The sequence below is a fragment of the Candidatus Ulvibacter alkanivorans genome, assembly GCF_003333325.1.
GTDB classification, from domain to species: domain Bacteria; phylum Bacteroidota; class Bacteroidia; order Flavobacteriales; family Flavobacteriaceae; genus Ulvibacter_A; species Ulvibacter_A alkanivorans.
This window is the reverse complement of record NZ_QOLC01000082.1, coordinates 18,712-37,654: the sequence shown is the minus strand read 5'-3', so window position 1 is coordinate 37,654 and position 18,943 is coordinate 18,712. Positions and strand designations below refer to the sequence as shown.

The window sequence follows — 18,943 nt, the reverse complement described above, 5'->3', positions numbered from 1 at the left end:
AGGTTAAAGTTGCCGATGAGCTAGTGCATGTTAAGCAATCGTTAGCGCTTGTAGGACTGTATATGTACGTCTAAGTATCGTTATTTAGTTGCTTAGAAGTTGGGCAATTAACGGATTAATTTAAACAGAAGTAATTATTAAATCAAAACTGACAAAAGTCATCTTTTAGGCGAATGACCCATAGTAGTTTTGTTGAGAATTCAGGTAGGTATGAGTATCATTTATTTATTGATCACGGTTAGTGTGATCGTCGCCATAATATTTTTTGTTGCATTTGTCTTTTCGGTTAAAAAAGGACAATACGATGATACTTATACACCATCTGTAAGGATGCTTTTTGAAGATGAATTAGTACAAGATTCAAGCAATAAAAAGCAGTCCACAACAACCGAAACAAATTTAAACCAGTAATAATAGAATATGCAAACAGAACAATTTTACTACGACAATAAGATCGTTAAAAAGTTTGTGAATGCCACCATATTTTGGGGCATCATTGGAATGAGCGTGGGCCTATTGCTCGCTTTTATGTTTTTATTTCCAAACCTCACCGATGGTATTTCTTGGCTAAGTTTTGGTCGATTGCGTCCCTTGCATACCAATGCGGTGATCTTTGCTTTTGTAGGTAACGCTATATTCGCTGGGGTATATTACTCTACGCAGCGATTGCTCAAAGCTAGAATGTGGAAGGATTGGTTGAGCAATCTTAACTTTTGGGGGTGGCAAGCTATTATTGTAGGGGCTGCTATTACGCTTCCATTAGGCTATACCACTTCTAAGGAATACGCCGAATTAGAATGGCCATTCGATATTGCAATTGCTGTTATTTGGGTGGCCTTTGGCGCTAACTTAATAGGGACGATTCTTAAAAGACGACAGCGTCATTTATACGTTGCTATTTGGTTCTATCTGGGAACCTTTGTAACTGTTGCTGTCTTACATATCGTAAACAGTATTGAACTGCCTGTAAGTGCTCTTAAGAGCTATTCGGTATATGCGGGAGTACAAGATGCGCTGGTGCAGTGGTGGTACGGTCATAATGCTGTGGCATTCTTTCTCACCACACCCTTCTTAGGGCTTATGTATTATTTTGTTCCTAAGGCAGCCAACAGGCCGGTATATTCTTACCGCTTGTCGATCGTGCATTTTTGGTCGTTAATTTTTATTTATATCTGGGCAGGACCACACCATTTGCTATATTCTGCTTTACCCGATTGGGCACAAAATCTTGGTGTCGCATTTTCGATTATGCTTATCGCGCCGTCGTGGGGAGGAATGATCAACGGATTACTTACGCTAAGAGGTGCGTGGGATAAGGTGCGTACCGATCCTGTATTGAAGTTTATGGTGGTTGCAATTACTTGTTATGGTATGGCAACTTTTGAAGGACCAATGTTGTCTCTTAAAAACGTAAATGCAATTGCGCACTTTAGCGACTGGGTTATTGCGCACGTACACGTTGGTGCATTAGGCTGGAATGGATTCTTAACTTTTGGTATGATCTATTGGCTAGTGCCACGCCTATTCAAAACCAAGCTCTGGTCTACTAAATTGGCCAATGTCCACTTTTGGGTAGGGACACTAGGTATTATTATGTATGCGTTGCCAATGTATGTTGCAGGCTTTGTGCAGGCGTCTATGTGGAAACAATTTAACCCCGATGGGACCCTTACATACGGAAATTTCATGGAAACACTTAATGAGATAATTCCAATGTATTGGATGCGTGCCATTGGTGGTAGCTTATTTATTCTAGGGTCGTTCATCATGTTGTACAATATCGTAAAAACGGTACGTCAAGGATCTAAGGTAAGTGATGAATTAGCTGAAGCGACACCCTTACAACGCGTAACTAAAAAACGTACCGCCAAAGAAGGGTACCACACTTGGCTGGAAAGACGTCCGGTAAAATTAACGATTTATGCTACCATCGCTATCTTAATTGGTGGGATGGTACAAATCATACCTTCCTTAATGGTAGATGATTATGTGCCTGTTATTTCTACCGTGAAGCCATATACTCCATTGGAATTGGAAGGAAGGGATATCTACATTAGGGAAAGCTGTGTGTCGTGTCACTCACAAATGGTACGACCATTTAGAAGTGAGGTAGAACGATATGGTGAATATTCGAAATCGGGAGAGTATGTGTACGATCATCCCTTTTTATGGGGTAGTAAACGCACAGGCCCTGATCTGTTCCGGGTTGGAGGCAAATACAGTGATAACTGGCATTTAAATCACTTCTACGACCCTCAGAGTACGTCATCTGGATCGATAATGCCGTCTTATAAATGGCTTATTACCGATGAGTTAGATAAAAGTATGACGGAAGCTAAAATGGAAGCTATGGTCTCCTTAGGTGTGCCCTATACTTCCGAAGAAATTGAACGCGCACAACAATGGATGCTAGAACAAGGTGCTCAAATAGAACAGAATCTGTATACAGATCCGGACTTTGTGACCGCGTATGAGGCCGACAAAAAATATGCAGAAGAAAACGGGTTGGACTTTGTCGAAATGAGAAATCGTGAAGTTGTCGCTCTCATCGCCTACTTACAGCGATTGGGGACCGATATAAAGATCAAAACTAAAGAAGAAGTAACCACCAATACAAATCAATAGTTATGTTGAAATATATTAAAGGAAATCTTGAAAATATTGATGGCGTAGAGATCTATCCTATAATCTCCTTGCTCATTTTCTTCTTCTTCTTTGTTGCGCTATTCTGGTGGGTAGTAACCGCAAAAAAAGCGCACATCGAAGAAGTAAGTAGCCTGCCATTGGACATTAATAAAAACGAGGAACAATTATGAGAACATCTGGAATTTTAAGAATACTGGTTTTTAGTATCGTAGGATACTTTTTCTTAAACTGGATAGGCACAACAGGTGAAACTTCTGTATTTATTGAACAACCTTGGCTTTGGGCTGTTTATGGTGTCCTCTTGCTGTTCTATATTGCCGGCGAGATCTGTGTTGAAGCCCTGCGAAGTATTTTATACAAATCGTTAAAACCGGAAGAACAGCTAAAATATGATGCCAATCGTATCCAAGCTAAAGAACAGCGCTTTTCATGGATAAAGGAAACCTATAAAAAATTGGTTGGTAGCAAATCACTCGAAGAAGAAGGAGAGATCGTGTTAGATCACAATTACGACGGGATACGGGAATTAGATAATAAACTACCACCGTGGTGGGTGTATGGTTTTTATGCCACTATAATCTTTGCGGTAGTGTATATGGCCCGCTATCATGTTTTTGACGGACTTACTCAAGAAGAGGAATTTGAAATTGCGATTGCAGAAGCGAAGGCCGAAATAGAAGAATATAAAAGAACAGCCAAAGATCTAATAGACGTTAACACAGTAGAGTTGCTTACTGATGCCTCAGATATAAAAGCAGGAGAAGCTATTTTCGCCGGTAATTGTATTGCTTGTCATAAGGAAAGTGGTGGCGGTGGAATTGGGCCCAACCTAACCGATGACTATTGGATCTTAGGTGGAGGAATTAAAAATGTTTTTAATACAATTTCTGAAGGAGGACGTGATGGGAAAGGAATGGTAGCCTGGAAAACCGATCTAAAACCTTCGGAAATGGCGCAAGTGGCGAGTTACGTCCTTAGTTTGCACGGAACCAATCCGGCCGATGCCAAAGAACCCGAAGGAGAAATATGGGTGGATGAAAACGCAGCTGTCGAAGAGGCACAAGTAAAGATCATTGATAGCACATCGGTAGAGGTGATTCTAGAAGACCAACCAGTAACCGGAAATGTTGTAAAAGACAGTATCAATTAAATGAAGAAATGGTTGTCGGTTTAGGAAGTCCTACACATTACAGCCGTATAAACAGACTCGAAAATGATAAAGGAAGTAGCAGACTCATTACAATCAAGTGAAACACCTGTTCTTAAAAAGATCTATGATAAGAACGGAACAAAACTCTTGGTCATAGGTCTAAAACAAGGGGTTGTATTAAAGGAACACATGGCACCTTCGGGAGCAAAGCTTATCGTGATGCAAGGTGAGATCGATTATAATACGGAAACTTCTAGTTATCGTTTTGCGCAATTAGACATCTATGACATTCCTAAGAAAGTATCGCATAGTGTCGTGGCTATAGAGGATGCCGTGTTTTTATTATTATTAGCTAAGTGAGATGAAAGATATAACCGAAAGAGCCGATATAGAAAAACTCGTAAATAGTTTTTACGACAAGGTTAAGAAGGATCCTACCATTGGATACATCTTTACTGAAGTGGCTGCTGTAAATTGGATCGTTCATCTGCCGAAGATGTATCAGTTTTGGGAAACTGTCTTACTGGGTAAGATGTCGTTTAAAGGAAACCCAATGCTTACACATATTGAATTAAGCCGAAAAACGACCATGGAATCTAAGCATTTTGATCAATGGTTAACTCTTTGGGCCGAAACCATCGATGAACATTTTGAAGGACCCATTGCCGAGGATGCGAAACAACGCGGTAAGAGCATTGCGGGCTTGATGTTGTATAAAATTGAAAATAGTGCACAATAGCGCTAATTAGACAAACAGGGAAATGGCAGAGCAGGGTAGAGATAATTTTAGGGACACGATTGGAACCCTCAATGAAGAAGGTAAACGAGCTTGGGTATATCCTAAAAAGCCTGTTGGAAAATGGTATGAATACCGGAAATACGTAAGCTATTTTCTCTTGCTGTTTTTGTTTGCAGCTCCCTTTGTAAAAGTTAACGGACATCAGTTCTTGCTGTTTAATGTGTTGGAACGAAGGTTCAATATTTTCGGATTTCCGTTTTGGCCACAAGACTTTTACATTTTCGTGATGATGATGCTTACAGGCGTTGTGTTCGTGATCTTGTTTACTGTGGCATTTGGACGACTCTTTTGCGGATGGGTGTGTCCCCAAACCATTTTTATGGAAATGGTCTTTCGTCGTATAGAATACTGGATAGAGGGCGATCGTGGAAAGCAAATGCGGTTGGCCAAGATGCCGTGGAACAAAGAAAAAATATTAAAACGTTCTTTGAAGTGGTTTGTGTTTTTTGTGATTTCCTTTTTAATTGCGAATGTGTTCTTGGCCTATTTAATTGGAAGTGACCGCTTATTACAATACATCACCGATGGGCCATTTGAGCACCTAAGTACACTGATCTCCCTCATTATTTTTACAGGAGTGTTCTATTTTGTGTTTGCTTGGTTTAGAGAGCAGGTTTGTATCATTGTTTGTCCCTATGGAAGGTTACAAGGGGTATTGTTAGATACAAAATCGGTGGTGGTAACATACGACCACAAGCGAGGTGAAAAGGAAAAAGGACGCGCTAAATTTAATAAGAAAGAGGATCGTGCGGCAAGCGGAAAAGGAGACTGTATTGATTGTTTTCAATGCGTTCATGTATGTCCTACGGGTATAGACATTCGCAATGGAACACAATTGGAGTGTGTAAATTGTACGGCTTGTATCGACGCATGTAATACGATTATGGAAGCGGTCGATCTTCCCAAAGGATTGATACGTTATGCCAGCGAAGAGAACATTGAGAAGAAGACCAAGTTTCAGTTTACACCTAGACTTAAAGGCTATACTGTCGTATTAGGCATACTCACTGCAGTGTTAGTTGGGATGTTGTTTTTACGAAATGATGTGGAAGCTGATATTTTGCGACTACCAGGACAATTGTACGAACGTAAGGCAGATGCTGTAATTAGTAATGTGTATACCTACAAGGTGGTAAATAAAACCAATAACGACATTGAATCTGTAACTTTTAAATTACTATCCCACACGGGCAAGATAGACGTTGTGGGTCATGAGACTTTTACAGTACCCGCCGGCGGATTGGCTGAAGGTACCCTTTTTATTGAAGTGCCTGCTGCAGCGCTAAGTGGAGACAAGGACAAGGTAGTAATTGGAGTATATAGTGATCAAGTCCAAATTGAAACAACACGAACAGCTTTTTTAGGGCCGCGAAGTTTTAACTAATAAATAAAGTAATTGGTCTCGGGCAGGGATAGCAGTGAAAAGCCCACAGCGAGCGTCGAGCGCGGACTTGAAACGAATAGCCCGGCCGAGCGATAAGCGAGGGCCCGCCAAAAAAAAATGGAAATAGATGACTAACCAAACTAAGAATGACTGTTGTAATGGCTGCCAATTGGGAAAGCCGGGAACGAATCCAGTCTGTAAGACAAAATTGATGATCGATAAAATGAAGCTACAGGAGGATGTTATCAAAAAAAATAACCATAGTAAAACAGAAGGATATGAAAATTAATTGGGGTACAGGATTGGTATTAGGAATGGTGTTTTTTATTGGGTTCATTTTATTTTTTGTGTATCGAATGACCACAGAGAATACGTTAGAACACGATCTTGTGACCGAGTCCTACTATCAAAAAGAAATGGAATTACAAGCAACTATTTATGCAAAGCAGAATACCGCAGCTATGGAAAAACAAATAACAGGAATAAAGACAGATATGGGTTATTTGCTTCAGTTTCCCGAAGCATTTAATCCCGAAAAGATAAAAGGAAATGTGTTCCTATACAGACCGTCTAACAAGCAACTGGATTTTCAACTTCCCTTGAAGCTAACAGATCCTAATTTGCTCATACCTGACAACCGTTTGTTAGATGGTCGCTGGAACATTACTGTAGATTGGGAGTACGAAGGGAAGCAATATCGGTTCGAAAAACAAATAACCTATTAAACATGCTGTTAACCGCCCTCATATTTGGATTGCTAGGCAGTTTTCACTGTGTAGGAATGTGCGGGCCTATTGCTTTTATGTTACCCGTACACCGTAGTAGTTCGCTACGACGTGTGCTTCAAATAACGAGTTATCACAGTGGTAGATTGCTTACCTATGGGATACTTGGGTTGTTGTTTGGTTTGGTTGGGCAGCGGTTGCAGCTTTTTGGACTTCAGCAATGGCTGTCGATCACGGTAGGCGTTTTAATGGTGTTGGTGATTTTGATCCCAACAAAATTAATGGCCCGTTATAATGGTTCGCGATTTGCCTACCGATGGGTTTCGAAGGTGAAGTCGGCGCTAGGGGCAGAATTAAAAAGGAAAACATTAGACAGTTTTTTTACAATTGGGTTTTTAAATGGTTTTTTACCATGTGGACTCGTGTATATGGCGGTGTTTGGGAGTATTGCCAGTGGCAGTGCGCTAGAAGGGAGCTTGTATATGTTCTTCTTTGGACTTGGTACCATACCCTTAATGACCACAGCGACCTATTTAGGGAATTTTTTGAATGCAAGGATAAAAAACTACTTGGTGCGAGCAATCCCTGTGGCAGTTGTGGTAATAGGTATGTTGTTTATTGTTCGTGGCCTCGGCCTTGGAATTCCGTATGTCTCGCCATCTAATTTGGTAGCTGTAGAACAAGTTTCTTCAGAACAGGAATGTCACTAACGTTTAATGAATTTAAATCTTTATATAGTATGAAATCACTTTACTTACCCCTAGTGGATTGGGGAATGGGCACCTTTATAATTGGTGTTTTTGCTGTAGTGTGCGTGGTACTGGTATTGGTTATCTACAACCTTACAAGGACCAAAGACGCACCGCCGCCAACTACTAATTCTGAGAACACTAAACAATCTTCATAATGAACACAATAACATTACTTCAAGAATCAAGATGGATAGGCGGATGGCTGGAATACAGTTTATACGGTATCGTAGTAATTGCCATCCTTGTCTTTTTGATCATTAAAATTAAACAAGGTAAAAAGCGCAAACAACGAAACAAGCAACTTCGCGATAACGAGCAAGAAAAAAGGCAATAAAGAAAATCTGTTTAGTCCGATAAAGGTCTAAACAGATTTTCGAATTGTCTAGCTTGAAGCAACACTAGACGGTCATTGAAAACAGCTTTGTTTCAGGCTTATTGCGTTGCAATCTAAGATCGAATGGAAGGCATACGTTTCGTACAAATGGCTTTCCCTTTTCGGTTATAGCTAATCCGTCTTCGTACAAATTCACCAAACCGTCTGCTTCCATTTCTGAAAGTTGTTCCCGTATTTGATCTATTTCCAATACTTTCATTTCCGGCGTTTCCCAAGAGGTCTTAAACGCACACATCAGGTTACGTATATGCTGTCGAATAATAAGATCTTCTTCGGAAAGTATATGACCACGCATTAGCGGTAAGCGATCATTTCTCAACATCTCGTAATAGTCTCCTAGGGTTTTTACATTCTGTGAAAAGCCGTACCAACTATCGCCAATAGCCGAAACTCCCAATCCGATCATACTGTTTGTTTTTGAAGCAGTATACCCCATGAAATTACGGTGCAAGGTGTTGTTTTGTTGGGCTTTAAAAAGCTCGTCTGTTTTGAGCGAAAAATGATCCATTCCAATTTCTACATAGCCACTTTCCAGTAATAGTTGCTTTCCAATCTCGTACTGAACACGCTTTTGCTGGGCCGTAGGTAAGTTATCTTCACTATAGCCACGTTGCCCATTCCCTTTGATCCATGGAACATGAGCATAGCTGTAAAACGCGATGCGATCCGGTTTAAGTGCTATGGTTTGTTGAACCGTGTGAATTACGTGTTCTTTGGTCTGAAATGGCAAACCGTATATAATATCATGCCCTACAGAGGTGTACCCTGCTTCACGAGCAACGTTAGTTGCACGTTCCACGTGCTCAAAAGGTTGTATACGATTAATGGCTCGTTGTACGGTTTCATTATAATCTTGAACCCCGTAGCACACACGAGTAAATCCATAGTTGTGAAGTTTCTCCAAGTGTTCTCGAGTGGTATTATTGGGATGTCCTTCAAAACTAAATTCACACTCTTTGGCTGCTATACCAATTTCGAACAGACCAACGATAAGCATTTCCAGGTTTTCGGCCGAAAAGAATGTCGGTGTACCACCGCCTAAATGCAATTGTTGAATAAGGGGTGGGTAACCCAATATTTGTCGATACATCTTAAACTCCTTTAACAACGCCTTAATATAAGGTCGCTCTACGAGATGATTCTTTGTGATGCGTTTGGTGCAACCACAAAAGGTGCACATACTTTCACAAAACGGGAGATGAATATAGACACTTATCCCTTCCGAAGCATTGTTCGTACCTCGTTGTAGACTTGCTTTCCATTTATTGGCAGAATAGGTGGCCGAGTCCCAATAGGGTACCGTAGGATAGCTCGTATATCGAGGCCCGGGAACATTGTACTTTGCAACTAATCTATTCATTCCTTAGACCATAAAATATATTGCTGCCGTACCCATGACTACGATACTTGTAACTAAACTTAAAATAAGCAGTTTTAAAACAAGTGATGGCTTTTGAACAGTTAATATGGATGCGTTATGCGCGCTGCAGGCAGCCACTACCAAGAACAATTGGAACATTTGTGCGATTCCGTTCCCTTGCATAAGCGTGGTCATTACCGCCATAGAGCCTACACAGGTTGAAAGTATGATGGCTAAAGCAGAATAGCCTATAAAATGTTCGTTCCAGTCTGAGTCGATTTTTGCATATAAAGTATTCATAGTTCAGTATTTAAATTTGTACACCGTAAAGGTAAAATGCACACTCGGTGGAGAATATGACTTTTGTCAGTTCCCCTCTTTTTTTCTGAAAAATGACTAGAGCCCGTTAACCATGCAATTTCCATTTAAACTACTATCTTAGCCAAAACCCTTGACCGCTACATGGATTATTTTGTAATCATTTCAATCTTGGTCGTTCTAGCCGCCATTTTCGGTTATATCAATGTCCGATTCCTAAAACTGCCCAATACCATCGGATTAATGTTTATCACCATCTTGTTCACCTTAGTGATCTTCGCGATTAGTTATGTAGATGACACCTTGTTAAATGCAGAACGATTCATCATTACTCAGATCGACTTTAAAAGCGTATTGCTCGATATAATGTTGAGTTTTCTATTGTTTGCCGGTGCACTGCATACCAATTTTGAACAGCTAAAAATCCAACGTGCTCCAGTCTTGGTCTTTGCGACCTTAGGCGTATTAGTGTCCACCTTTTTGGTAGGAACTGCCATGTATGTGCTGTTGCCACTTTTAGGATTGGAAGTAGCGTATATCTATTGTTTGTTATTTGGGGCACTCATTTCTCCCACCGACCCAATCGCGGTATTGGGCATCTTAAAAAAAGCCGGAGTTCCGAAGAAATTAGAAACTAAGATCGTAGGTGAATCCTTGTTCAACGACGGAGTGGGCGTGGTGATCTTCCTCACTATTTTTGAAATAGCACGACGCGGAAGCGATAGTGTTACCGCTTTAGATGTGGTTACACTGTTTGGTCAAGAAGTGATTGGCGGATTGCTCCTAGGACTCATTCTGGGATGGATCACCTATCGACTCATGAAGTCTATAGACGATTACGACATAGAAGTGATCATCACCTTGGCAGCCGTTATGGGTGGAACAGTGCTGGCACAATATTTACATCTGTCTGCACCTTTGGCTATGGTGGCCGCCGGACTGTTCGTAGGAAACGACACAGTTCGCGCCTCGACCATGTCTGAAGTCACCGAGACCTATGTCGATAAGTTCTGGGAACTGATCGATATCTTACTAAACACCATCCTTTTTGTATTAATTGGTATGGAAATGTTGGTGCTTACCTTTCAAGGAAATTATATTCTTGTTGGGCTGCTCGCTATTCCTATCGTGTTGGCCTGTCGATATACCTCCTTGTTGTTGCCTATCAACTTCTTTAAAGAAAAACTCAATTTTGTGCCCAAGACCAACCTCATTATGACCTGGGGTGGCTTGCGGGGCGGAATTTCAATTGCACTCGCATTAGGACTTACTCAAGAAATGCATCGCGATCTCTTTTTGGTAATTACCTATATCGTCGTGGTGTTCTCTATTTTGGTACAAGGCCTTACCGTGAGTTCGCTGGTTAAAAAAGTACAAACTGAAGAACCCTTATAATTTACTATGCTAAAAGCTGTTTTATTCGATATGGACGGTGTGATAGTCGACACCGAACCACTACACAAAAAAGCCTATTTTCAAATGTTCGACGAAGTGGGTATAACAGTGTCACAATCCTTGTACAACAGTTATACCGGTCAGTCAACCATTACAATTTGTCGCGATCTTTGCGACCGCTATTCACTTTCCGAAGCCCCCGAAACACTAGTGGCCAAGAAAAGAAAACATTTTAAACAGTTGTTCGATACCGATACAAGCTTGCAATTGCTGCCGGGTGTATTAGAATTGATAAAGAATTACAAGAAGAACGATCTCACATTGGTATTGGCATCCTCGGCCTCCATGCCCAACATAGAACGTATCTTTGAACGCTTTCAACTCAATCCCTATTTTAAGGGCAAAGTGAGTGGTGCCGATCTAAAACAATCGAAACCGCATCCGGAGATCTTTCAAAAGGCCGCCGCCATTGCCGGTGCTAACAGATCGCAATGTATGGTCATCGAAGATGCAACCAACGGAATTAAGGCCGCTAAAGCAGCCGGTATCTACTGCGTTGCCTATAAAAGCACACATTCTAAAAACCAAGAGTATACCTTGGCCGATAAAGTAATCAGCGATTTTTCTGAAATTGAATTTGAGAAGATCTCAACCGAATTCACATCGTAGCACGACCCTTTATTTTTTAATTTGATCCACACTATTTTCTATTAATGGGCAACTGCTAAATCTTTCTAAAAGTGGCGTAAATACACAGCTACTAACTTTATATCAAATATCTTTGCTAAAAAGTATACTATGTCGCACAAAGCTGGTTTTGTAAATATCATCGGGAATCCAAATGTCGGGAAAAGCACCTTGATGAACGCCTTCGTAGGCGAACGCCTTTCCATCATTACTTCCAAAGCGCAAACTACGCGACACCGCATCCTAGGGATCGTAAATGGTGAGAATTTTCAAGTATTGCTTAGCGATACACCGGGCATTATAAAACCTGCCTATCAGCTTCAGGAAAGCATGATGGATTTCGTAAAATCGGCTTTCGAAGATGCCGATGTGTTGCTCTATTTGGTCGAGTTAGGCGAAAAAGACCTCAAGGACGAAGCCTTCTTTAACAAGATCACAAACGCTAAGATCCCGGTACTTTTGCTTATCAACAAGATCGATAAAGGCAACGAAGAAAAATTACAAGAGGCCGTTACCATGTGGCAAGAGAAAGTGCCAAATGCCGAGATTTTTGCCATTTCTGCCCTTCAAAATTTTGGGGTGGCCGAAGTGTTCAATCGCATCATCGAACTACTACCCGAATCGCCTCCGTTTTATCCCAAAGACCAACTAACCGACAAACCCGAACGCTTTTTTGTAAATGAGGCCATTCGCGAAAAGATCTTGATGCACTACAAAAAGGAAATTCCGTATTCCGTAGAAATAGAGACCGAAGAATTCTTCGAAGAAGAGGACATCATCCGTATGCGCAGCGTCATTATGGTCGAACGCGAGACACAAAAAGGGATCATTATTGGTCATAAAGGAGCTGCGATCAAACGGGTCGGGATCGAAGCGCGAAAGGACCTGGAGAAGTTCTTTGGCAAACAAGTACACCTCGAATTGTACGTAAAGGTAAATAAGAACTGGCGCAGTAACGACAGGCAATTGCGTCGTTTCGGTTACAACAATTAAGAGATGGGCGTTGCGCGCCTCCAAGGCTGGAGGCGCGCCGGTCTTTCTGCTATATCTTTTTGGGCAGAGTACCGTCTTCTTTAGATTATAATCGCACTCGCCGAAGCCCAAAAAGGATGCCGCGTCAATACCTAACGCAACTTCCTTTAAATCATCTTACTTCACCATATGCAACATCACTTAAAAATAGTACTTTTGCATACCAAATAACCACACGCATTATGAGCATTGTAGCCATTGTAGGTCGTCCCAATGTAGGGAAATCCACTTTTTTTAACCGATTGATCCAACGCCGGGAGGCGATCGTGGATGCAGTGAGTGGCGTGACACGCGATCGTCACTACGGTAAAAGCGATTGGAACGGACGAAAATTTTCGTTAATCGATACAGGAGGATATGTAAAAGGAAGCGACGATATCTTCGAAGCCGAGATCGATAAACAAGTAGAACTTGCGATCGATGAGGCAGATGCCATCATCTTTATGGTCGATGTAGAAAGCGGAGTCACTGGAATGGACGAAGATGTAGCCAAATTGCTTCGAAAGACCAACAAGCCGGTATTTTTAGCGGTAAATAAAGTAGATAGTGCCACCCGCGTTAACGATGCGGTCGAATTCTATTCGCTTGGTTTTGAAAAGTATTATAACATTTCCAGTATTAGTGGTAGTGGCTCGGGCGAACTGTTGGACGACCTCATTCAAGCATTACCCGAAGAAACTGAACGTGAAGAGGAGACACTACCCCGATTTGCTGTGGTTGGGCGCCCAAATGCGGGGAAGTCATCATTTATCAATGCGCTTATAGGCGAAGATCGCTATATCGTAACCGATGTCGCAGGAACCACCAGAGACAGTATCGACACTAGATACAATCGCTTCGGTTTCGAATTTAACTTGGTAGACACTGCCGGGATCCGCAAAAAAAGCAAAGTAAAAGAAGATCTTGAGTTTTACTCGGTCATGCGTAGTGTTCGGGCCATAGAACACTGTGACGTGGTGATCTTGGTATTCGATGCGACCCGCGGATTCGACGGTCAAGTGCAAAATATTTTTTGGTTGGCACATCGCAACAATAAGGGAGTGGTCATCTTGGCCAACAAATGGGACTTGGTTGAAAAAGACAATCACAGCGTAAAAGAATTTGAGAAATACATTAAAAAGCAATGCGAACCCTACACCGATGTTCCCATAGTGTTTATGTCGGCACATACCAAGCAACGAATCTTTAAAGCCATAGAAACGGCCGTAGATGTGTACAAGAACCGAAGCAAGAAAGTAAAGACCAGTCTGTTGAACGACACCATGCTTCCTATAATTCAGGCGTATCCGCCGCCACAGTACAAAGGGAAATACGTCAAGATCAAGTTCTGTACGCAATTGCCAACGCCTTATCCAAGTTTTGCGTTCTTTGCCAACCTTCCGCAGTATGTAAAAGAACCGTATAAACGCTTCCTAGAAAATAAACTAAGAGATCATTTCGATTTTACGGGTGTACCAATTACTATTTATATTCGGAAGAAATAGCACAATCCATACCTCAATAAGCGGGATTTCTTAACCGTGCTATGATTTTTCAACTCGAGCGTGGACTATTCATTTGACCAGAACAGTTGTACCTACAAAACGTTAAGAATGTGTTAAGAAAATTCATTGTAGTGACGTAAACTAATTACTCGATTATATTTGGATTGGCATTCATCGATCAAAACTAACATGCAACTACGAATTTACTGGCTTTTGCTGGTCTTTAGCTTACTTTCGCTTACAAGCATTGCGCAAGAATACACCATCTCGGGAACCCTCGTCGATGCCACCGAAAGAACGCCATTAGAGTCGGCTACGGTCTATGCAGAAACCATTAAAGACACCACACTTATTACCTATACTATAAGTGACCGAAAAGGAAATTTTGAACTTCAATTTGATACCGGACTTCCGGCACTAAATCTTACAATTAGTTACACCGGCTATACCTCCTACAGTCAAAAGGTCACGCTCGATCAACAGAAAATAGATCTTGGCAACATAGACATGGACGTTATGGCCGAACAACTCGAAGACGTTGTGATTACCGCTTCAAGAGCTCCTATCACTATAAAGAAAGATACGCTCGAATTTAATGTAGCCTCCTTTAAAACTAAAAAAGGTGCCAATGTAGAAGACCTCTTAAAAGAATTACCCGGCGTCGAAGTAGATGCGCAAGGCAACATTACCGTAAATGGTAAGACCGTTAATAAGATCTTAGTGAATGGAAAACCGTTCTTTGGCGATGACCCTACGATCGCTACACGTAACCTAACCAAGGAGATCGTAGATAAGATTCAGGTAACCGATACCAAGACCGATTCGGAAGCCTTTACCGGCGAAGCAGGCGATGATGAGAACAAAACCATAAATATTACCATAGACGAAGAAAAAAACAAAGGGGTGTTTGGTCGGGTTGCCGCCGGTGGTGGAACAGACGAACGATTTGAATATGCAGGCTTGGTAAATTATTTCGATAACGATGTTCGCTTAAGTGCACTGGCGGGAGGAAATAATATCAATTCTCCCGGATTTAGCTTTGGGGAGATCGAAAAAATGTTTGGTAATGCGCGTTACATTAATATAAACCAAAACGGATCCTTTAATTTCGGTGGTAGAAGTTTTGGTGGCGGCGAAGGCATCACGAATTCGAGAACAGCAGGCGTTAATTATGCCGATGACTTCGGAAAAGAAACAGACCTTACCGTCGATTATTTTTACAATGGGGCAAACTCGTTTAACAATGAGACCCGCAATCGAGAAAACATCTTGCCGGACAATCGGTTCTTTTCAAGCACCCGTACAAGTACCACTTCAAACAACGATGGGCACTCGGCCAACGTGCAATTTAAAACACAAATAGATTCTACTTTTCTTATTAATGTTAGATCCGGACTAGATTATAATACCGGCGATTCCCGTTTTCAGAATGACGAAGAAACACGTTCCGTTAATGGTGACCTAACCAACGAGTCTTCTACGATACGAAATTCCGAAGAAGATAGAACCAACTTTGAGAACCGACTTACAATTACAAACAAAATAGGTGCTAAAGGCGCATTCGTGCGTACACGATTGGAAAATGATATGGATAGAGCGACGGGCTTGGACCGACTTAGATCTAATACCATGGTATTTGGTGACGACCCTCAAACCATTAACCGCAATCAGCTAACCGATGGTGAACAAAATTCCAATCGATTTACGCTTAGAGGAGAGGCAAGGATTCCTTTACTCGCCGAAAAATTTTTCTTGGACCTCGAATATGCCTACAGCGACGATACTCGAGAAGATAGACAAAGTGTATTCGATTTTAACGAATCGACTCAAGAGTTCACAGACTTTAATCTGGAACAAAGTACCAACTTTACCAATTCAAATAGAAGTTCTCGTCCGGAGATCGGACTGCGTTATAACAATGAAAAATTGCGTGTTAGACTTAGTGCCGGGTATGTATTTAGAACCTTAGCGAGTGAAGATGGGTTACGCGACATCGATTTTTCTAACGATTTTAATGCTGTCGAACTTGGGGCAAATGTAAGTTATCGCTTCGGGCCAAAACTTAGTATTTACTCAGGCTATAACCTAAGTAATAATGCACCTAGCGTCTCACAACTCTCTCCTTATGTAGATGTTTCCGACCCTTTAAATATTGTGCAAGGAAATCCCGATCTGGACCCATCGAACCAACATAGATTGTATATGGGGTTGAATAACTACGATTTCCAAACACAAACAGGCTTATTTAGTTATGTAAATGCATCCTATGGTAATGATAGGGTGGTAGCAAAAACAACAGTCGATGAGAACTTTGTTCGAAATACGACTTACGCCAATGTGGATGGATTCTACAGTTTTAATGCGAACGTAGGTTATAATAAGACTAAAAAACTCGATTCGTTACGCTCTATAAAGTACAATGTAGGAATGTCGTATGCGAACAATAAAGCAATAAACTTTAACAACGATGTACAGTACGCCAGCCGAACAACGACCTTGAACCCCAATGTAGGTATTGGATTTACATGGGAGGACTTGTTCGAGATCCGCCCGTCCTATCGTTTTTCGTATAGTAATAATACATTCGATCTGGACCTTTTTGAAGACAATACGTATGTACAGCATCAGCTGCGTTTACAAACCACAACCACCTATCCTAAAAAGTTGGAATGGAGCAATACGGTTTTATACACTTACAATCCCGATGTAGCGCCCGGCTTTCAGAATTCATCGGTTTTTTGGAACAGTTCTCTAGCGTATTCCATACTACAAGACAAAGGATTAATTACTTTGAAGGTATACGATCTCCTCAATCAAAATACCAATGCGAGCCGGTCTTCTACAGCCGATTATATACAAGATGTTGAGAGTACGGTGTTACAACGCTATTTTATGTTGAGTTTTAGCTATAAGTTTAATACCCTCGGAAAGAAAGGAGAAACCAAAGACAGTTCGTTTTTCTTTAATTAACTAAATTACCAACCACCACTGGCGCCACCACCGCCAAATCCGCCGCCGCCGAATCCGCCGCCGAATCCGCCACCACCACTAAAGCCACCTCCGGAACTACCACCGCCAAATCCGCCGGTTCGTCCCATGTTGCTTAAAATGATGACATCCAGCAAACTGCTGCCGCCACCGTTACCTCCGCGACCTCCCTTGTTACGTGCTCGGAGTATGATAATAATGATAAAGAATATGATAAAGATAACAACGAAGATCCCGTTACCCGAATCTGAATTGAAATCGCGCTCTTCTTTAAATTCACCGGCCAAAGCATCCATAATGGCATTCGTACCCTGATCCAGCCCGGCGTAATAATCTCCTTGTTTAAAATTAGGTATCATGATCCGATTAATGATCTGTTCTGCCATTCGATCGGTGATGCGATACTCAATCCCATAGCCGGTATTGATGTCGACCATTCGATCATCCTTAGCGAGAATGATAAAAATACCGTTGTCCTCTTCGGCTTGTCCTACGCCCCAGGCTTGTCCCCATCGCGCTCCTAATAACGAAATGTCTTCTCCTTTGGTAGTAGCAATAATCGCAACAACGATCTGTGTTGAGGTAGAGTCGGCATACCGTAGTAATTTGTTCTCAAGTGAAGTGCGCTGACCTTCGGAAAGTAAAGAAATAGCATCATAGACCGAAGTCTGATCGCTACCGCTCGGTTTTTTGGGAATGTCGAATTGCGCCGATACCGTTTCAGAAATAAAAAGACAACACAACAAAAGCAATAAGAATCGATATGAAGTGTTGCTCCCAGCCATCTATCCTACAGAGATTTCATCGGGCAATTCATTTATATCGCCCTTCTTATGCGGAAAATGTTGTTTGAGTTGTTCTCCTGCTTTTAATATGCCTTCTACCAACCCTTGTTCCATCGCACCCTTCTTAAAATGAGAGATAATAATGTCCTTGGTGCTTTCCCAAAAATTAGGCGCAACTACATCATTGATCCCCGAATCGCCCATAATAACAAGATTGCGGTCTTCTACGGCTACATAGATGAGCACACCATTGCTTTGTTTGGTGTTGTCCATATGCAAGAAATCGAACACTTCTGCAGCCCGATCAAACACATCGATATTGCTATGCGCTTCCAAATGCACGCGGATCTCTCCAGATGTATTCTTTTCGGCAGTTCGAATGGCCTGTATAATAGCCGCTTCTTCGGCAGCAGTTAAAAAATCTTCTAGTTTAGACATAGCTTAATTTCCAAAATCGAATTCGACATCTGGTGCATTTTCTGCACCGGCTTCTGCTTTAAAATAGGCACGTTCATCGAAACCTAACAATCCGGCAAACAATTTAGCCGGAAATTGCTTGACTTCGGTATTATAAACACGTGCTTTTTCATTATATCGTTCTCGCTCCACATTGATCCTGTTTTCGGTACGTTCCAGTTCATTGATCAATTCTTTGAACTGCTCATTCGCCTTAAGTTCTGGATAACGTTCAAATACGGCTAATAAACGGGACAAGGCTGAGGTTAAACCTTGTTGTGCCTGTTGAAACTGTTCTAACTGAGCGGGAGTGATATTAGATGGATCGATAGTTATTGAAGTTGCCTTACTACGGGCTTCGGTAACCTTTATTAGGGTTTCTTGTTCAAATTCGGCGTAACCTTTGGCCGTACTTACAATGTTCGGAATAAGATCGGCACGACGTTGGTAGGTGCTTTCTACATTTCCCCATTGGGCATTAACAGCTTCATCGAGTGTTACCAACCTATTGTTTAGGCTGGCCATATAAGCACCGGCCAAGATAACAATACCGATAATAACAATGATAGGGATCCATTTTTTCATAGT

Annotated in this window: 21 protein-coding genes; 16 read left to right on the top strand and 5 right to left on the bottom strand. The window is 41.5% G+C overall.

Annotation, left to right across the window (positions count from 1 at the left end; genetic code table 11):
• Positions 1 to 210: 210 nt before the first annotated feature.
• From ccoS to DWA30_RS07935, 11 genes are all read left to right on the top strand, one after another.
• A complete protein-coding gene (gene ccoS, locus DWA30_RS07985; RefSeq protein ID WP_114492015.1) occupies positions 211 to 411 on the top strand; it encodes a cbb3-type cytochrome oxidase assembly protein CcoS in 201 nt (66 codons plus the stop codon).
• A 9-nt stretch (positions 412 to 420) separates the two neighbouring features.
• Positions 421 to 2,625: a cytochrome-c oxidase, cbb3-type subunit I gene (gene ccoN / locus DWA30_RS07980; RefSeq protein WP_114492014.1), complete on the top strand. Its 2,205-nt coding sequence runs from the start codon at positions 421 to 423 to the stop codon at positions 2,623 to 2,625.
• A 2-nt stretch (positions 2,626 to 2,627) separates the two neighbouring features.
• A complete protein-coding gene (locus DWA30_RS07975) occupies positions 2,628 to 2,816 on the top strand; it encodes a CcoQ/FixQ family Cbb3-type cytochrome c oxidase assembly chaperone (RefSeq protein ID WP_114492013.1) in 189 nt (62 codons plus the stop codon).
• On the top strand, positions 2,813 to 3,796 hold the full coding sequence (locus DWA30_RS07970; RefSeq protein WP_114492012.1) for a cbb3-type cytochrome c oxidase N-terminal domain-containing protein: 984 nt from the start codon (positions 2,813 to 2,815) through the stop codon (positions 3,794 to 3,796). Before DWA30_RS07975 ends, DWA30_RS07970 begins: the two co-directional genes overlap by 4 nt.
• A gap of 63 nt (positions 3,797 to 3,859) precedes the next feature.
• Positions 3,860 to 4,156, top strand: coding sequence for a cupin domain-containing protein (locus DWA30_RS07965; protein ID WP_114492011.1), 297 nt, complete (start codon positions 3,860 to 3,862; stop codon positions 4,154 to 4,156).
• A 1-nt stretch (position 4,157) separates the two neighbouring features.
• Positions 4,158 to 4,535 carry a group III truncated hemoglobin gene (locus DWA30_RS07960; RefSeq protein ID WP_114492010.1) on the top strand — a complete coding sequence of 126 codons (378 nt, stop codon included), beginning with the start codon at positions 4,158 to 4,160 and terminating at the stop codon, positions 4,533 to 4,535.
• Positions 4,536 to 4,557: 22 nt separating this feature from the next.
• Positions 4,558 to 5,979, top strand: coding sequence for a cytochrome c oxidase accessory protein CcoG (gene ccoG / locus DWA30_RS07955; protein WP_114492009.1), 1,422 nt, complete (start codon positions 4,558 to 4,560; stop codon positions 5,977 to 5,979).
• A gap of 278 nt (positions 5,980 to 6,257) precedes the next feature.
• Complete coding sequence (locus DWA30_RS07950) at positions 6,258 to 6,704, top strand: FixH family protein (protein WP_114492008.1); 447 nt, start codon at positions 6,258 to 6,260, stop codon at positions 6,702 to 6,704.
• Positions 6,705 to 6,706: 2 nt separating this feature from the next.
• Positions 6,707 to 7,414 carry a sulfite exporter TauE/SafE family protein gene (locus DWA30_RS07945; protein ID WP_114492007.1) on the top strand — a complete coding sequence of 236 codons (708 nt, stop codon included), beginning with the start codon at positions 6,707 to 6,709 and terminating at the stop codon, positions 7,412 to 7,414.
• A 29-nt stretch (positions 7,415 to 7,443) separates the two neighbouring features.
• Positions 7,444 to 7,611, top strand: coding sequence for a hypothetical protein (locus DWA30_RS13310; protein ID WP_168421754.1), 168 nt, complete (start codon positions 7,444 to 7,446; stop codon positions 7,609 to 7,611).
• Positions 7,611 to 7,790 carry a hypothetical protein gene (locus tag DWA30_RS07935; RefSeq protein WP_114492005.1) on the top strand — a complete coding sequence of 60 codons (180 nt, stop codon included), beginning with the start codon at positions 7,611 to 7,613 and terminating at the stop codon, positions 7,788 to 7,790. Before DWA30_RS13310 ends, DWA30_RS07935 begins: the two co-directional genes overlap by 1 nt.
• Positions 7,791 to 7,854: 64 nt before the next feature.
• Here DWA30_RS07935 and hemN read toward each other — a convergent pair whose 3' ends face one another.
• Together hemN and DWA30_RS07925 are read right to left on the bottom strand one after the other, a co-directional pair.
• The gene (hemN, locus tag DWA30_RS07930) at positions 7,855 to 9,210 is read right to left on the bottom strand and encodes an oxygen-independent coproporphyrinogen III oxidase (RefSeq protein WP_114492004.1); all 1,356 of its coding nucleotides are present in this window, start codon (positions 9,208 to 9,210) and stop codon (positions 7,855 to 7,857) included.
• A gap of 3 nt (positions 9,211 to 9,213) precedes the next feature.
• Entirely contained in the window at positions 9,214 to 9,510 is a 297-nt protein-coding gene (locus DWA30_RS07925; protein WP_114492003.1) for a hypothetical protein, read from the bottom strand.
• Positions 9,511 to 9,672: 162 nt separating this feature from the next.
• On the opposite strand from DWA30_RS07925, the gene DWA30_RS07920 reads away from it, so the two are divergent.
• From DWA30_RS07920 to DWA30_RS07900, 5 genes are all read left to right on the top strand, one after another.
• Positions 9,673 to 10,923 (top strand): cation:proton antiporter, encoded by a 1,251-nt coding sequence (locus DWA30_RS07920; protein WP_114492002.1) that lies wholly within the window; start codon positions 9,673 to 9,675, stop codon positions 10,921 to 10,923.
• 6 nt (positions 10,924 to 10,929) lie between these two features.
• The gene (locus tag DWA30_RS07915; protein WP_114492001.1) at positions 10,930 to 11,592 is read left to right on the top strand and encodes an HAD family hydrolase; all 663 of its coding nucleotides are present in this window, start codon (positions 10,930 to 10,932) and stop codon (positions 11,590 to 11,592) included.
• Positions 11,593 to 11,721: 129 nt separating this feature from the next.
• Complete coding sequence (era, locus tag DWA30_RS07910; protein WP_114492000.1) at positions 11,722 to 12,603, top strand: GTPase Era; 882 nt, start codon at positions 11,722 to 11,724, stop codon at positions 12,601 to 12,603.
• 218 nt (positions 12,604 to 12,821) lie between these two features.
• Positions 12,822 to 14,126, top strand: coding sequence for a ribosome biogenesis GTPase Der (gene der / locus DWA30_RS07905; protein ID WP_114492102.1), 1,305 nt, complete (start codon positions 12,822 to 12,824; stop codon positions 14,124 to 14,126).
• 189 nt (positions 14,127 to 14,315) lie between these two features.
• Positions 14,316 to 17,096 carry an outer membrane beta-barrel protein gene (locus tag DWA30_RS07900; RefSeq protein ID WP_114491999.1) on the top strand — a complete coding sequence of 927 codons (2,781 nt, stop codon included), beginning with the start codon at positions 14,316 to 14,318 and terminating at the stop codon, positions 17,094 to 17,096.
• Between the two features lie 5 nt (positions 17,097 to 17,101).
• Here DWA30_RS07900 and DWA30_RS07895 read toward each other — a convergent pair whose 3' ends face one another.
• From DWA30_RS07895 to DWA30_RS07885, 3 genes are read right to left on the bottom strand one after another with little or no spacing between them, the layout of a single operon-like run.
• Positions 17,102 to 17,899 carry a TPM domain-containing protein gene (locus DWA30_RS07895; RefSeq protein ID WP_114491998.1) on the bottom strand — a complete coding sequence of 266 codons (798 nt, stop codon included), beginning with the start codon at positions 17,897 to 17,899 and terminating at the stop codon, positions 17,102 to 17,104.
• Positions 17,900 to 18,337: a TPM domain-containing protein gene (locus tag DWA30_RS07890; protein ID WP_114491997.1), complete on the bottom strand. Its 438-nt coding sequence runs from the start codon at positions 18,335 to 18,337 to the stop codon at positions 17,900 to 17,902. It lies immediately after the preceding gene.
• A gap of 3 nt (positions 18,338 to 18,340) precedes the next feature.
• Positions 18,341 to 18,940, bottom strand: a complete 600-nt coding sequence (locus DWA30_RS07885; RefSeq protein ID WP_114491996.1) for a LemA family protein — start codon at positions 18,938 to 18,940, stop codon at positions 18,341 to 18,343.
• Positions 18,941 to 18,943 lie beyond the last annotated feature (3 nt).

Excerpts from the sequence above, each read along its gene's own strand:
- ccoS (WP_114492015.1), top strand. The coding sequence starts at position 211 with ATGAGTATCATTTATTTATTGATCACGGTTAGTGTGATCGTCGCCATA.
- ccoN (WP_114492014.1), top strand. The coding sequence starts at position 421 with ATGCAAACAGAACAATTTTACTACGACAATAAGATCGTTAAAAAGTTT.
- DWA30_RS07975 (WP_114492013.1), top strand. The coding sequence starts at position 2,628 with ATGTTGAAATATATTAAAGGAAATCTTGAAAATATTGATGGCGTAGAG.
- DWA30_RS07970 (WP_114492012.1), top strand. The coding sequence starts at position 2,813 with ATGAGAACATCTGGAATTTTAAGAATACTGGTTTTTAGTATCGTAGGA.
- DWA30_RS07965 (WP_114492011.1), top strand. The coding sequence starts at position 3,860 with ATGATAAAGGAAGTAGCAGACTCATTACAATCAAGTGAAACACCTGTT.
- DWA30_RS07960 (WP_114492010.1), top strand. The coding sequence starts at position 4,158 with ATGAAAGATATAACCGAAAGAGCCGATATAGAAAAACTCGTAAATAGT.
- ccoG (WP_114492009.1), top strand. The coding sequence starts at position 4,558 with ATGGCAGAGCAGGGTAGAGATAATTTTAGGGACACGATTGGAACCCTC.
- DWA30_RS07950 (WP_114492008.1), top strand. The coding sequence starts at position 6,258 with ATGAAAATTAATTGGGGTACAGGATTGGTATTAGGAATGGTGTTTTTT.
- DWA30_RS07945 (WP_114492007.1), top strand. The coding sequence starts at position 6,707 with ATGCTGTTAACCGCCCTCATATTTGGATTGCTAGGCAGTTTTCACTGT.
- DWA30_RS13310 (WP_168421754.1), top strand. The coding sequence starts at position 7,444 with ATGAAATCACTTTACTTACCCCTAGTGGATTGGGGAATGGGCACCTTT.
- DWA30_RS07935 (WP_114492005.1), top strand. The coding sequence starts at position 7,611 with ATGAACACAATAACATTACTTCAAGAATCAAGATGGATAGGCGGATGG.
- hemN (WP_114492004.1), bottom strand. The coding sequence starts at position 9,210 with ATGAATAGATTAGTTGCAAAGTACAATGTTCCCGGGCCTCGATATACG.
- DWA30_RS07925 (WP_114492003.1), bottom strand. The coding sequence starts at position 9,510 with ATGAATACTTTATATGCAAAAATCGACTCAGACTGGAACGAACATTTT.
- DWA30_RS07920 (WP_114492002.1), top strand. The coding sequence starts at position 9,673 with ATGGATTATTTTGTAATCATTTCAATCTTGGTCGTTCTAGCCGCCATT.
- DWA30_RS07915 (WP_114492001.1), top strand. The coding sequence starts at position 10,930 with ATGCTAAAAGCTGTTTTATTCGATATGGACGGTGTGATAGTCGACACC.
- era (WP_114492000.1), top strand. The coding sequence starts at position 11,722 with ATGTCGCACAAAGCTGGTTTTGTAAATATCATCGGGAATCCAAATGTC.
- DWA30_RS07900 (WP_114491999.1), top strand. The coding sequence starts at position 14,316 with ATGCAACTACGAATTTACTGGCTTTTGCTGGTCTTTAGCTTACTTTCG.
- DWA30_RS07895 (WP_114491998.1), bottom strand. The coding sequence starts at position 17,899 with ATGGCTGGGAGCAACACTTCATATCGATTCTTATTGCTTTTGTTGTGT.
- DWA30_RS07890 (WP_114491997.1), bottom strand. The coding sequence starts at position 18,337 with ATGTCTAAACTAGAAGATTTTTTAACTGCTGCCGAAGAAGCGGCTATT.
- DWA30_RS07885 (WP_114491996.1), bottom strand. The coding sequence starts at position 18,940 with ATGAAAAAATGGATCCCTATCATTGTTATTATCGGTATTGTTATCTTG.